This window comes from Arthrobacter sp. OAP107 (genome assembly GCF_040546765.1).
Lineage (GTDB): Bacteria > Actinomycetota > Actinomycetes > Actinomycetales > Micrococcaceae > Arthrobacter.
In genome coordinates, this window is sequence record NZ_JBEPOK010000001.1 from 2,915,826 (window position 1) to 2,928,906 (window position 13,081).

Consider the following 13,081-nt stretch of genomic DNA (forward strand, 5'->3'; position numbering starts at 1 on the left):
GAGAACCCGCTCATGAAGCAATACCCGCACCTTTACATTGATGGTCAGTGGACCGAACCGGCAGGCTCCCGGGTAGTGGAGCTGATCGATCCCACCCGCGAGGAGCCCTTCGCCCAGATCACACTGGGAACGTCCGCGGACGTTGACCGTGCGGTGGCAGCGGCGCAGAAGGCATTCGAGACTTTCTCCACCACCTCGGTGGAAGAACGCGTCGCGCTGATCGACCGGATCATTGACGTTTACGAATCCCGGATTGATGAGTTCTCCGAGCTGATCGCCCGCGAAGAGGGCATCCCGGTCGCCAACCGTGCCCAGGTCACCGGCCCGGCCGAACACATGCGGGTCGCCCGGGACATCCTGCGCGAGTACCCGTTCGAGACCCGTATCGGCGGCGCCATCGTCCGCCGGGAAGCCATCGGCGTCTGCGCCCTGATCTCCCCCTGGAACTGGCCCATCCAAACCGGCGTCATCAAACTCATCTACGCCCTGGCTGCCGGCTGCACCATCGTTGCCAAGCCCAGCATCAACTCCGCCGCCAGCGGTGCGCTCCTTGCCCAGGTGCTCCACGAAGCAAAGGTCCCGGCAGGTGTATTCAACCTCGTCAACGGCACCGGCCGCGAGGTAGGCGATGCTCTGTCCCGCCACCCCGGCGTGGACATGATCTCCTTCACCGGTTCCACCGGCGCCGGCCAGCAGGTCGGAGCAGCCGCTGCGGAAACCGTAAAACGCGTCAGCCTCGAACTCGGCGGAAAATCAGCCAACATCGTGCTGCCCGACGCCGACCTTGAAAAAGCCGCCCGCTGGAACATCCAACGCGCCTTCTTTAACGCCGGCCAGTCCTGCCACGCCCCCACCCGCATGCTGGTCCAGGAAAGCCAGATCGACCAGATCACCCCGTTCCTCGTTGACGAAGCACGACGGTTCCGCCTCGGTGATCCCCTCGACACCACCACGACCATGGGCCCGGTCGTCACCGCCGCACAGTACAAATCCATCCGGGACCTCATCCAAAGCGGCATCAACGAAGGCGCCCAGCTCGTCACCGGTGGCCTCGACCGGCCCGAAGGCCTGAACCTGGGCTACTTCGTCCAGCCCACCGTGTTCACCGGCGTCACCCCCGAGATGACCATCGCACGCGAGGAAATCTTCGGACCAGTCCTCGCCGTCATCCCCTACAAGGATGAGGAAGAAGCCCTTCGTATCGCCAATGACTCCCCCTACGGACTCGGCGGCTACGTCTTCGGCAAAGACCGCGACAACGCCCGCCGCGTCGCCAACGGCCTCCGTGCCGGGCGAGTGAGCTACAACGGCGCAGCCACCGACTCCTACACCCCCATGGGCGGATACAAGCAGTCCGGCATCGGCCGGTCCATGGGCCGGTTCGGGCTCGAAGAATACTTGGAAATCAAGTCTGTCTACGGCTTCGAAGACGAAGCACAAGCATTGCCGACTCTCTTCGGCTGAAAACACTCAAGTCGAATCAGGAGACGCAAAAAAAATGAACACTGCAGCTGCACCCGTCCTGCGAAACCACGTCAAGGACAAGCTGGCCAAAGGGGAAACCGTATACTCCATGACCGTCCGTTTGGTGCGGACCGTGGACATCGCCTCCATCGCCCACACAGCAGGATTCGACTCCGTCTACATTGACATGGAGCACAGCAGCTTTTCCCTGGAAGCCGCAGGGCAAATCTGCATGGCCTGCAACCACCTCGGCGTGACACCTCTAGTCCGCGTCCCCGGACTGGATCCGGCCTACATCGCCAGGGTGATGGACTCGGGCGCCATGGGCATCATCGTGCCGGACGTGGAATCAGCCGACCAGGCCCGCGCGCTCGTCCGCGCGGTCAAGCACGCACCGCTTGGGGGACGCTCCCTCGCCGGCGCCGCCCCCCAACTGAACTACCGGACATACCCACCCGCCGAGGTCGTTCGAGTGCTTGACGAGTCCTCCATGGTCGTCGCGATGATCGAATCCCAGACGGGACTGGACGCCGTCGAAGACATCGCCGCCGTGGACGGGCTCGACATGATCCTCGTCGGAGCGAACGACCTCAGCGTCGGGCTCGGCATCGCTGGACAGATGGATCACCCCAGAGTGCACGACGCCTACCTGCGGGTCATCAAGGCCTGCCAGGCGAATGGGGTTTCGGTGGGAATCGGCGGCCTTGGAGGCTGGCCGGATCTGATCCGACAGTACCTCGAGCTCGGTGCCGGCTACGTATCCACCGGTAACGACATCACCTTCCTCAGCACCGCCGCAAAACAAAAACGTCAGCAGTTTGCGTAGCCGAGACAACCACGGAACAGAGAACATGAAAATCTGCATATATGGTGCGGGCGCTGTCGGCGGGCATATCGCCGGGCGGCTCGCCGGAAGTGGCGCCGAGGTCTCTCTGATCGCCCGCGGTGAACAGTTGGCCGCCATCCGCCAGAACGGGTTGCGGGTGGAAACCCGGGACGGGACACTCCTCTCGTACCCTGTTGCTACCGACCGTCCGTCCGACCTTGGACCACAGGACGTCGTCATCGTCACGGTCAAGGCCCCCGCCCTGCCAACCATCGCCGAGGGCATCAACTCGCTTCTTCACGAGAACAGCCTGGTGCTATTCGTCATGAACGGCATCCCCTGGTGGTACTTCCACTCCCACGGCGGAGATTTGGATGGCACCCAGCTGCGACGACTCGACCCCGAAGGTGCACTCTGGGCGCGTGTCCGACCCGAACGGGCGGTAGGTGCCGTGGCGTACACCGCCTGCAGCGTTGTTGCGCCTGGAGTCGTCCGTGCGGAGAATGCACGCAACCGCCTCATCATCGGTCGTCCCGACGGGAATACTGACCCGCGCCTGGACGCGCTGGCATCGCTGCTGAATCCCAGCGGGCTCGAGGTCAGCGTCACAACCAGGATCCGTGACGCCATTTGGGCCAAACTTGTCATGAACCTCATTGGGGGGTCGCTGGCCGCCCTGACCGCATCCCCCATGAAGGATGTGCTCAACAAACCCGCGATTGCCGGCACAGCCAAGGCAATGGCGGACGAGGGCATCGCCATCGCCCGTGCCCTTGGTTGCGACCCGGGGGATCCGGACGAAGGCCTGGCAAAGCTCGCCACCTCGAGTCATCTGCAAAGCATCGCGCAGGATTTGCTGGCCGGTCGGTCGATGGAAATCGACGGCCTGTTCCGCGTACCGCTCGACCTGGCCGAACTGGCCCAAGTCCCAACTCCCAACCTTGACCTGGTCATCGAGCTCGCCACCCAACGCGCACGGGCTGCGGGCCTCTACAAGGACACCAGCTGGTGAAAGTGGCGGGTGCTAAACAAGGTGGTTGTCCCAACTGTTGGCATCCCGCACACTGGCTCGTGGGCGTCTCATGTCAGGGGTTTCAAGGACCCCCCGTGGTAAGTCGTCTCCTGGCACACAACGGGCAAGTATCCGGCCTGAAAATCCGCCACTGACTTCAAGGGAAAACAATGATTCCAGAAGATGAGCAAAAGGACAGGAACGGCAGCAGCTGGAAGCTGGCCCCGGGCGAATACATCGAAGTCCAGGCAGCGGGGATCGGGACCCGCCGGGGCACCATCGAAGCAGTCATGCGTGACAAGTCCGGCTTCTGGTTAGCGGCCGATGGAGTGGAACCCCGCGTCTTCGTTCCGCTCGAGGAAAAAGAACAAAGCATTCGACCCGCACCCTCGCCGGGAGGTGCAGGCTGACGCGTGCAGCTGTATAAACCAGCACATCAACAGAGCAATAAGCGCTCGGCCTCCTGACGCGGGTAGTCCTGCCGGAGCCGGCCGTACTCGCCGCCTGCCGGCCCCGGCAACCCAAGCAGGACCTGCAGCGTCATCCGGGAATCATCTGATATGTGCAGAAAGAAGGGAAGACAGCAAAGTGCAAACCCCGACGCAGGTCACTACGATGGAACCGTCTACGTTCGGCGTTTACAGAACCGAGTTTTGCGATGGAGGCGGAAACAGAGACTGTCCCTTCTGCACAGGCCCGGAAACCGATTAGCGCATGTGAGAGCTGATCCGCCAGGGCGTCCGGAGCGAAGTCCGGGTCACCGCCACCGATCGCCCCCCGGGATGATGAGCTGCCTGACCTGGATACCCTCAGACTGCAGTGCCGTGTGCAGCATTGACGTGTACGCCGACTCACCGGCGAGGGCCGTTGAAGTTCCTGCGACGCGTTCATTGGGGCTGACGGCGCTGGAACCATTGACAAAGAGGATGGTTCCGCACACAACTCCCGCATCCCGCCAAGGACCTGCTGGACGGCTGCGGCCGGTCCGAGAATGGAAATTGCGACAGCTGCTGCAAGGTCGTCAGCTGTCGTTGCCAGCACGTGGCGCAGGAACTCTTGCCGCGGAACCGGGCTGTACTGCAGCACTCTTGATCGGGCCGAGCTTAGCTGCCGCCCGTTCCAGAGCAGCGCTCAGCGACTGGCGGTTCTCCACGGCTGCGGCGAAGCCCTGTGCCTTGATCCCTCGTGGACGAGGTCGCGCGCGAGGAGATCAACATGCTCCTGTGTCCGCGAAATCAAGGCGACATCGAAGCCGCCACGCCCGAATCGCTTCGCCGTTGCGGCACCGAGTCCCCTGCCTGCACCGATAATCGCGATAGTTGTCATCTGTCATCCATTCCTTTGGTTCTGAGCACGGCTAGTCCACCAGATTCGAGCAACGCAGCCGCGCCCTATTCGCCCCCGTATGCAGACCAGGGCAACGTTCCGCCTGATCCTCGTCCGGTACTAGGGGCGCAGGAGCACCTTGATGGCGCGGCGTTCGTCCATGGCTTCGTAGCCTTCGGCTGCCTGGTCAAGCGGCAGTTCCAGGTCGAAGACCTTTCCCGGGTTAATCCGGCCCGTGAGGATGAGGTCGATCAGTTCGGGAAGGTAATCCCGGACGGGGGCGGGGCCGCCGTGCAGGTGGACGTGTGAGAAGAACATTTCGCGGCCTGGCAGTGCGACATCGTGGGCAACGCCGACGTACCCAAAGGCCGCCCCGGCGTGTTGCGCGGATGGCCTGCATCATCGATTCCTGAGTTCCCACGGCTTCAAGGACCGAATGCGCGCCCAAGCCGCCGGCAAGTTCCTTGATCTTCTCCACGCCTTCGTCGCCGCGTTCCTCCACGATGTCCGTGGCACCGAACTCGCGGGCAAGAGCCTGCCGGTCGGCGTGGCGGGACATGGCGATGATACGCTCAGCGCCCATGTGCTTGGCTGCCAGGACGCCCAGGAGTCCCACGGCGCCATCACCCACCACCGCAACAGTCTGGCCGGGTCCCACTTCCGCGGCCTTGGCGGCGAACCAGCCCGTGCCCAGCACATCGGAGGCCGCGAGCAGCGAGGAGATCTTGTCAGCGTCGGGGATGCCAGGGGTGGCCACCAAGGTGCCGTCGGCCAGGGGAACGCGCATGTACTCCGCCTGCGCGCCACCCACACCCTGCCGGTGCACACACCCGCTTTGGTAGCCGGAACGGCAAGTTTCGCAGGTGTTGTCTGAAGCGAAGAAGGACCCGACGACGAACTGGCCCACTTGAACGTAGTGCACGTCCGGGGCGATCTCCTCCACGGTGCCCACGTACTCGTGGCCCATCGCGACGGGTTCGGTCAGAGTATCGTCACCGCGGTAGGGCCACAGGTCCGACCCGCACACACAAGCGGCGACGAGTTTGATGACGGCGTCCGTGGATTCCTGGACGGCGGGCTTGTCGCGGTCCTCGACTCGAACGTCGCCGGGGGCGTGGAGAATGATTCCGCGCATGCTTGGTACTCCTTATGTGCTTGCTGCAATGGTTATCTCCATCAACCGGAGCCCCGCATTCGTAGCGAGGGCCCTGCTGAAACGGGTTATGGCAGACCCCCGTTAGAGGGGTCTGCCATCCCATCGAATAGTCGCGATAAGGATTAGTGGAAGGACCTGCCGCCGTCCGTTGCGAGGGCCGATCCCGTGATGTAAGAAGATTCTGCGGTTGAGAGGAAAAGAATGGCGCGGGCGATTTCTATTGGGTCGGCCACGCGGTTGAGTGCATAGTTTCCAACGTTCCCCCGATGCCCGTCGGCCATGGCTGTGTCGACCATGCCAGGACACACAGTGTTCACCCGGACTGAAGGGGCCAGTTCCGCCGCCAGGGCTTTCGTCAGCGCAATGACTCCGCCCTTGGAAGCGGCGTAGGCCGTGTACCCGGGCGAGTTCGGCAGCAGCCCCGCCGCCGAAGCGATCGTGACGACCGTTGGTGACGTTTCCTGCAGAAGCCAAGGTATGCAGCTGCGGACGACGTTGTAGGTGCCGGTCAGATTGATATCGATCACCCTGCGCCAGTCCTGCGCCGGCACGTCGACCGCGTGCCCACGAAACATAATGCCCGCCGCATTAACAACACCATCAATTCCGCTTAGAGCGGCTGCAGCTTCCGAGATGGCACTGGCGACCGCTTCATCGTCGGTAATGTCGACGGGAAAGGCCACACCCCCGATTTCGTCAGCGGCTTCCTGCAGCTTCTCCTTGTCACGATCAAGCAGCCCAACCGCTGCTCCTTCACGCGCGAACAGCTGTGCGGTACTTTTCCCGATACCGGAAGCGGCGCCCGTGATAATGATCCGGCGCCCTTTGAGCCGTTCAGTACGCGGCTCTGAATAGTCACTCATGTCGTACTTTCCCTTGTTTGTAGTTCTTGATTTCCTTCGCCGCCTGAAAGACCGGTACGCGGCAGGCCCACCCGGCTCGGGTACTCGACCGTCCTCGTCAAGCACACGCCAAACCCACAACTCGCCGCCAACAACGCTGTTAGTTGGTGTAGGGGAGTTCGCGTTCGGTGGTGAGGTCCCAGACGACTGCTTTGCGGCGGGTGTACATGGCGACGGAGTCGAAGCCGTTTTCTTTGCCGAAGCCGCTTTGTTTCATGCCGCCGAAGGGGACGGTGGGGTGGAAGGAGCGGTAGGTGTTGATCCATACCGTTCCTGCGATCAGTTCTTTGGCCAGGTGCTGGATGGTCCGTGCGTCGTTGCCCCAGACCTGGGCGCTGAGACCGAATTCCGAGGCGTTGGCGCGGGCGATGACTTCGTCGGTGTCGGTGTAGGACAGCACGCTTGCCATCGGGCCGAAGGCCTCGGTCCGGGCTGCGGGGTTGTCGTCTGTGACGTCGGCCAGGACGGTGGGCTGGTAGAACGCGCCGTTCGCGAGCTCGCCGTCCTCGGCCGGGCCGCCGCCGGCCAGGGCGACGGCGCCGGCATCGATCGCGCTTTTGACCAGGGCGTCCACCCGGGCACGGTGCTGGCGGTTGATGAGCGTGCCCATCTGCGAAGATTCCTTGGTCGGCAGCCCGACGCGGACCGTTTGTGCTTTCTGTCCGAGCCGTTCGGTGACCTGGGCGTACATCGAGGCCGGAACAAAGATCCGGGAACCGGTCACGCAGCTCTGGCCGCTCTTGGCAAAGTTCGAATGCAGCAGCGACGGGATCGCGATGTCCAGGTCGGCATCCGGGAGCAGGATCGCCGGGCTCTTCCCGCCCAGTTCCAGGAACGTCGGCACAATGTTCGTCGCGGACTGGTGAATGATGGCCCGGCCCGAGCCCGGCCCGCCGGTGAACGCGATCATCCCAATATCCGGGTGCTCGGTCAGCAGCGGCCCGACCTTCTCCCCGCGGCCGGTCACCACGCTGACCACACCGGCGGGAAGACCCGCCTGGAGGGCGAGTTCGACCATGCGGTAATTCAGCAGCGGGGCGACCTCGGGTGCCTTGATGACGATGCAGTTCCCGGCAACGAGGGCCGGGCCCGCCTTCAGGGCGACGAAGTTCGCGTTGCCGTTGTAGGGGCTGACGCCGGCCACGACCCCGAAGGGCTCGTCGAGCCCGTAGGAGAGCCGGTCGGGCAGCTGCGCGAACGTGCGGCCTTCGATTTTGTCGGCGATCCCGGCGTAATAGCGAAGCACCCGTGCGCTGTTATCGATGTCGGCCATGGCCTCCCGGCGCAGGTGGCCCACATCGGAGACCTCGAGATCGGCCAGTTCCTCGCGGTGCGCGCTGATCGCATCGGCCCAGGCCGTGAGCATCCTTGCCCTGGCCTCGGGGGCGGTGCGGCGCCACACCTTCTCATACGCCGTCTTCGCACCGGCCACCACAGCATCAATATCAGCAGGGCCGGCCTCACACAGGGTCCCGATCACCTGACCCGTGGCAGGATTCAGAATCTCCATCTCATACCCACCGGAAGGGACCACCACCCCGGCCGCGGAGATCAACCCGATCCGGCGCCCTCCCCCACCCACGCTCACATCAAACTCCTCCGACACCTTCGTACTCATACTCAACAAACTCCTTCAAAAAAAGGGCAAAAGCCCGGACTCATTCGGTGGGGCCATTACAGCCCTGGATTCGTTTCAGTAGCGCCCAGTGGGCTCTCTCTTCACTGCTGTCGGACACGAGGGTGAGGCCCAATACATGGCGCGGCCCTGCAGCACGTGGGCTGGACGGGACCCCCAGCGGACAAGGAGCCGATGCGCTAAGGCGACGGCGGTGCCTGCGCGGGCGGGACCCCTACTTGCTACTCGTTTCCTCGTTTGGGAATTTCGATGCCGTGAAGAACTCCCATTCGTTCGAAATGGGTGTAGATCCTGTCGACGTACGTTCCGAAGTCGGGGGATTCGACGAGTGCGAGCGGACGAGGACGCGGGAGATCGACAACGATCTCATCAACAACCTCGCCCGGAGTCGGGCTCATGACGAAAATCCGGTCGGAGAGACCGACGGCTTCTTCAACGCTATGAGTGATGAAGAGCACGGTGGGCCTGTTGCGCAGCCACAGCGACTCGAGGTCGGCCCTGACCTGGAGACGGGTAAGGGCATCAAGTGCCCCGAACGGTTCGTCAAGCAGAAGTACCGATGGTTCGTGGACGATGGTGCGGATAAGTGACACCCTTTGGCGCATACCACCGGACAGCTGGCGCGGATATTTATCCATGGCCTTCTCAATGTGAAGTTGTTTGAACAGCTCCGTCGCCCGGGACCGCAGTTCCTTCTTATCCAGCCCACGTATGTCTGCGTGAATCAGGACATTTTCCATCGCAGTCCTGAAATCCAGCAGGAGGTGGTCCTGGAAGGCGATGCCGATGTCGGTGAAGGGCTTGTTTACCGATGTTCCACCGACCCGGACGTCGCCCTCGGATCGATCCAGCAGTCCGGCAACCATGAGCATGAGGGTGCTCTTGCCGCAACCGGACGGACCGACGATCGAAATGAATTCCCCGGGCTTGATGTCCATTGAAACGGGCTTGAGCGCCTCAAAAGATTTCCCCGACGGGCTGTTGAACGTTTTGGCGACGCCCTTGATTGAAATGGGCAGACCTGCCGCCCTTGTCTGCAGTGCTGTGTCGTTCACTGGTGTGCCTTTCTCGATCCGTGCAGTAGCGGATCTTAATACTCATATTGACCTCGACCCCTCAAGGTGAGTTCAGACTGTAGGTTGCTACCTCTGCTCCCATGAACCTTGAGCAGACCCGGGCGCCGTCGTAGACGTCCCGGGCCCGCTCAGGAAAACTACTTGCAGCTCTTCAAGTCGCTGGCCGCGGGCAGGAAGTCGTAGGAGACCGATTTGGCCGTGTCCAACGGAGCCGGGAGCAGCTTGGCTTTGGTCAAAATGTCATTGCTTTGCTGCCAGTGCGCCGGCTCAGCGCGGCCGATAGCCTTTGCATCCCCAGCGCACAGCAGGGGGAGCAGAAATTTAAGTTCTGCCAGTACGGTCCCGTCGACAGAGTCTGGCAGAAGCTGCTTGACGGCCGCCACCGCGTGTTCGGGATTGGACCGTGCCGAAGCCCAGCCTTTGAGGCTTGCCGAAACGAATTTCTTGACTGCATCAGGGTTCTTCTCAGCAAAGCTCTGGGTGGTAAATATTGAATGTGCGACAGGAGAGACGCCATGGTCAGCGAACGGGAAGTTCTTGAAGTTCGCGTGCTGCTGTTCGAGCGAGACGGCGGTGTCCTGACCGCCCACGATGGCGTCCACATTCCCTTGGAGCAGTGCCGCCGGCATGGAGGCAAAGGGAACGTTCGATATGGTGACGTCCTTCTCGGTTAGGCCGTTCGCTTCGAGGAACAAGGGGAACAGGAAAGCGTGGGCGCTACCCTGGGGAACGGCGACCGTTTTACCCTTGAGGTCCTGGACCGACTTGATCCCCGATGAATCCAGGACCTGCATCGCAATGTTGGTCACCTGATTCACAGTTGCAACGATGACAAGCGGAGCGCCCTTTTCAATCTGCTGGCTAATGGGCACTGCGTCCGCGATGCCGATGTCTGCCTGACCATTCGCCACGAGCTGGACTGCTGTACCGGATCCTGTGCCCTGTTCAATTTTCGCGTCAATGCCGGCTTCCTTGTACAGTCCGTCGGCCTGGGCAACGGCGAAACCCGCGGTGGAAGCTGACCAGGACCAGTGCATCTGAAAGCGGACCGGGTTTTCATTGCCTCCCGCGTTGTTGGCGGACGGGGTGGCAGCGCAGCCGGCGAGCAGCATTGCTCCCGCGGCGATCGCAGCTGTGAGCAACTTGGTAATGCCTCTTTGCATAACGATTCCTCTAGATGTTGTTTGCCAATAGTTGAAGAGCGGTGAGAGCGAACGCTGGGTTAGCCCGCTGTCTGCGTTGAATACGCGCGGTTTAGGCAGCGCGGCGCTGCCACGGCGTCAGCACCCATTCGACTGCCTCCACGAGGTAATTGAGGATCACGCCAATGACGGTAAGGATGACAAGGATGGCGAACATGTACTCGGTGTCCATGGCACCGCTTGCCCGCAGCAAGGCATAACCCAGCCCGCTGTTCGAGCCCAGGAATTCGGCGACAAGGGCGCCGGTGATGGCGATGGTTGCCGAAGTCTTGATACCGGAGAAGATCACGGGAAGCGCTGCAGGAAAGCGAAGCGTCCAAAACGTCTGCCAGCGGCTTGCGCCCATGGAACGCGTCAGGTACAGGAACCTGTCATCAAGAATCCGGAACCCACTGATGCTCGCCATTAGCAAGGGAAAGAAGGTTATCAGCACGACCAGGGCAACCTTGGTGTTGAGGCTGAAACCGAGCCAAACCAACAGCAGCGGAGCGACGGCGATCTTCGGCACCAGCTGCAGGACTATCACCGGCGGGTAGACCAGTTGCTTTGCGGTCTTGGACAAAGCAATGACCAAGCCGAGGGGGATGCCGATGACAACGCTGAGCAACAGCCCGACGACGAGCACAACGAGAGTGGATTGCGTGTGGATCCAAAGGCTGCCCGCATCCGTGAACAGACGCTTGAAGACGGCAAGGGGTCCGGGAAGAAGATAGGCAGGGATCTTGAACAGCTCCACCGCTGCGGCCCAGGCCAACAGGATCGCCACGAACACGAGGGGCGGCAACGAGGACCAAGCGACCGAGCCGATTCGCCGTCTCGTTGCGGATGCTTCCCGCGGTTTGCGTGGGGCCATTCCCGGCGTTGGCAAGGCAACGGCGGATGCTGTCTGGCTCGGCCGGTCGGCCGTGAGGTTTTTCCTCGACATGAACCTTCTCCTCCTTGAGAATAACAAAAATCGCTATCCGACCCGACTGCGCGTCCGCGGAATAAGCAGCGGCTGGCGCGGTGACTTGCCTGCCGTTTTCAGCGCTGCAGGACTATGGGACAGATCACAAGACCATCTCGGGCGACGATATCCTGCATTATGGGACGTCGTCAACACATAAATCCTGTAATATGAGATTTGCCTCACGGAGGTAGGAGTGCGGCCTTCCCCTACAACCGTGCCCTGAATGCCGTATCGGTTGGTCGGCAGCGGTTTTTCCTTCTGCTGCCGATGACGCACACCAATGCCGCGGAGATTGTGGGGTCAGGTCGTGCCGATTCTGGTGCTGGTCAGCACCAGGCTTGTTTAGCCGACAAGGGCACTTTTGAGGAGTGGCAAGGACCTGCTCCATTGAAATGCTGCTCACCTGGGGCAGACCGCTTTCGAGAACATTCGGAGGAATCATGCGCACCGTTCCATTTGGACCTACAGACACTCGAGTGCCTAACGTCGTCGCTGGCATGATGCGGATCAAGGAGAGTTCCCACGAGGAGATCCGGGCACTGTACACCGCGGCACGTGAAGCTGGCATCGACTTTTTCGACCACGCTGACCTGTACGGCGGTCGACGGCACACTTGTGAGCGTCGGTTCGCCTCAGCGTTGAAGCTGGGCTCGTCTGAGCGTGAGCAGATCACCTTGCAAACCAAGACTGGCATCGTCGCCGAGGAGTGGCATTACGATTCCTCATATGACCACATCGTGACCTCCGTGGAGGAGTCGCTGGAAGCACTTGGCAGCGACTACATCGATGTGCTGCTGCTGCATCGCCCGGACGCACTCGTAGAGCCCGAAGAGGTCGCACGCGCGTTTGATGACCTGGAGTCCAGCGGCAAGGTCCGGGCGTTTGGTGTTTCAAACCACACGCCACGCCAGATTGATCTGCTCAAAACCGCCGTGACTCAGCCGATCGTCGCGAATCAGGTGCAACTGTCCCTCACACACTCCACGGTCATCGCCCAAGGCCTTTCATCGAACATGGCCGGCGAAGCTGACTCAATCACCCGCGACGGTGGCGGCATCATCGACTACGCCCGCACTAATAAGATCACCCTGCAAGCATGGTCACCCTTCCAAAAAAGCTTCCGGACGGCGTGTTTTTCGGCTCAAAGGAACACCCTAAGCTCAATGCAGAACTCGAGCGGCTCGCCACGAAATACGGGGTCACACCAATTGCAATAGCCACCGCCTGGATCACCCGCCATCCGGCTGGATTCCAAGTCGTGCTGGGGACTACAAAACCGGGGCGCATTGCCGACGCTGCGGCAGGCTCTTATATCCCGCTGACTCGCGGCGAGTGGTACGGACTGATTCAAGCCGCCGGCCATAGGGTGCCTTAACGACAGGGAAGGTTGCAGTAACGGTCAGCGGCGATCGTAGAGGTGGACGTGGCCGACCCCCCTGTGGAACAGCAGATTCAATCGGTCTCGATGCGAGGCGCTCTGCCGCCGCACCTTGCCCCGGCTTTCAAACAAGTGGGGTGGCTTAACGGGTCCG

The 13,081-nt window shown here is 61.8% G+C and carries 10 protein-coding genes and 2 pseudogenes; 5 read left to right on the forward strand and 7 right to left on the reverse strand.

The window, feature by feature from the left end:
• The first annotated feature begins 12 nt into the window (after positions 1-12).
• The 4 genes from ABIE00_RS13500 to ABIE00_RS13515 all read left to right on the forward strand — a co-directional run bounded on the left by ABIE00_RS13500 (position 13) and on the right by ABIE00_RS13515 (position 3,712).
• Positions 13-1,464, forward strand: coding sequence for an aldehyde dehydrogenase family protein (locus ABIE00_RS13500; RefSeq protein ID WP_354261022.1), 1,452 nt, complete (start codon positions 13-15; stop codon positions 1,462-1,464).
• A 34-nt stretch (positions 1,465-1,498) separates the two neighbouring features.
• A complete protein-coding gene (locus ABIE00_RS13505; protein WP_354261024.1) occupies positions 1,499-2,290 on the forward strand; it encodes an HpcH/HpaI aldolase family protein in 792 nt (263 codons plus the stop codon).
• A 25-nt stretch (positions 2,291-2,315) separates the two neighbouring features.
• Positions 2,316-3,302: a ketopantoate reductase family protein gene (locus ABIE00_RS13510; RefSeq protein WP_354261026.1), complete on the forward strand. Its 987-nt coding sequence runs from the start codon at positions 2,316-2,318 to the stop codon at positions 3,300-3,302.
• Positions 3,303-3,472: 170 nt separating this feature from the next.
• Positions 3,473-3,712 carry a hypothetical protein gene (locus tag ABIE00_RS13515; protein WP_354261028.1) on the forward strand — a complete coding sequence of 80 codons (240 nt, stop codon included), beginning with the start codon at positions 3,473-3,475 and terminating at the stop codon, positions 3,710-3,712.
• A gap of 721 nt (positions 3,713-4,433) precedes the next feature.
• On the opposite strand, the gene ABIE00_RS13520 is transcribed toward ABIE00_RS13515, so the two are convergent.
• The 7 genes and pseudogenes from ABIE00_RS13520 to ABIE00_RS13550 all read right to left on the reverse strand — a co-directional run bounded on the left by ABIE00_RS13520 (position 4,434) and on the right by ABIE00_RS13550 (position 11,525).
• Positions 4,434-4,628 (reverse strand): SDR family NAD(P)-dependent oxidoreductase, encoded by a 195-nt coding sequence (locus tag ABIE00_RS13520; protein ID WP_354261030.1) that lies wholly within the window; start codon positions 4,626-4,628, stop codon positions 4,434-4,436.
• 120 nt (positions 4,629-4,748) lie between these two features.
• Positions 4,749-5,763: pseudogene (locus tag ABIE00_RS13525) on the reverse strand (zinc-dependent alcohol dehydrogenase family protein).
• Positions 5,764-5,906: 143 nt separating this feature from the next.
• Complete coding sequence (locus ABIE00_RS13530; RefSeq protein WP_354261032.1) at positions 5,907-6,647, reverse strand: SDR family NAD(P)-dependent oxidoreductase; 741 nt, start codon at positions 6,645-6,647, stop codon at positions 5,907-5,909.
• 139 nt (positions 6,648-6,786) lie between these two features.
• Positions 6,787-8,304, reverse strand: a complete 1,518-nt coding sequence (locus ABIE00_RS13535; protein ID WP_354261016.1) for an aldehyde dehydrogenase family protein — start codon at positions 8,302-8,304, stop codon at positions 6,787-6,789.
• Between the two features lie 239 nt (positions 8,305-8,543).
• A complete protein-coding gene (locus ABIE00_RS13540; protein ID WP_354261034.1) occupies positions 8,544-9,377 on the reverse strand; it encodes an ABC transporter ATP-binding protein in 834 nt (277 codons plus the stop codon).
• 158 nt (positions 9,378-9,535) lie between these two features.
• The gene (locus tag ABIE00_RS13545) at positions 9,536-10,510 is read right to left on the reverse strand and encodes an ABC transporter substrate-binding protein (protein WP_354261036.1); all 975 of its coding nucleotides are present in this window, start codon (positions 10,508-10,510) and stop codon (positions 9,536-9,538) included.
• 142 nt (positions 10,511-10,652) lie between these two features.
• Positions 10,653-11,525: an ABC transporter permease gene (locus ABIE00_RS13550; RefSeq protein WP_354261038.1), complete on the reverse strand. Its 873-nt coding sequence runs from the start codon at positions 11,523-11,525 to the stop codon at positions 10,653-10,655.
• Positions 11,526-11,989: 464 nt separating this feature from the next.
• On the opposite strand from ABIE00_RS13550, the pseudogene ABIE00_RS13555 reads away from it, so the two are divergent.
• Positions 11,990-12,924, forward strand: a pseudogene (locus ABIE00_RS13555) (aldo/keto reductase).
• The last annotated feature ends 157 nt before the right edge of the window (positions 12,925-13,081 follow it).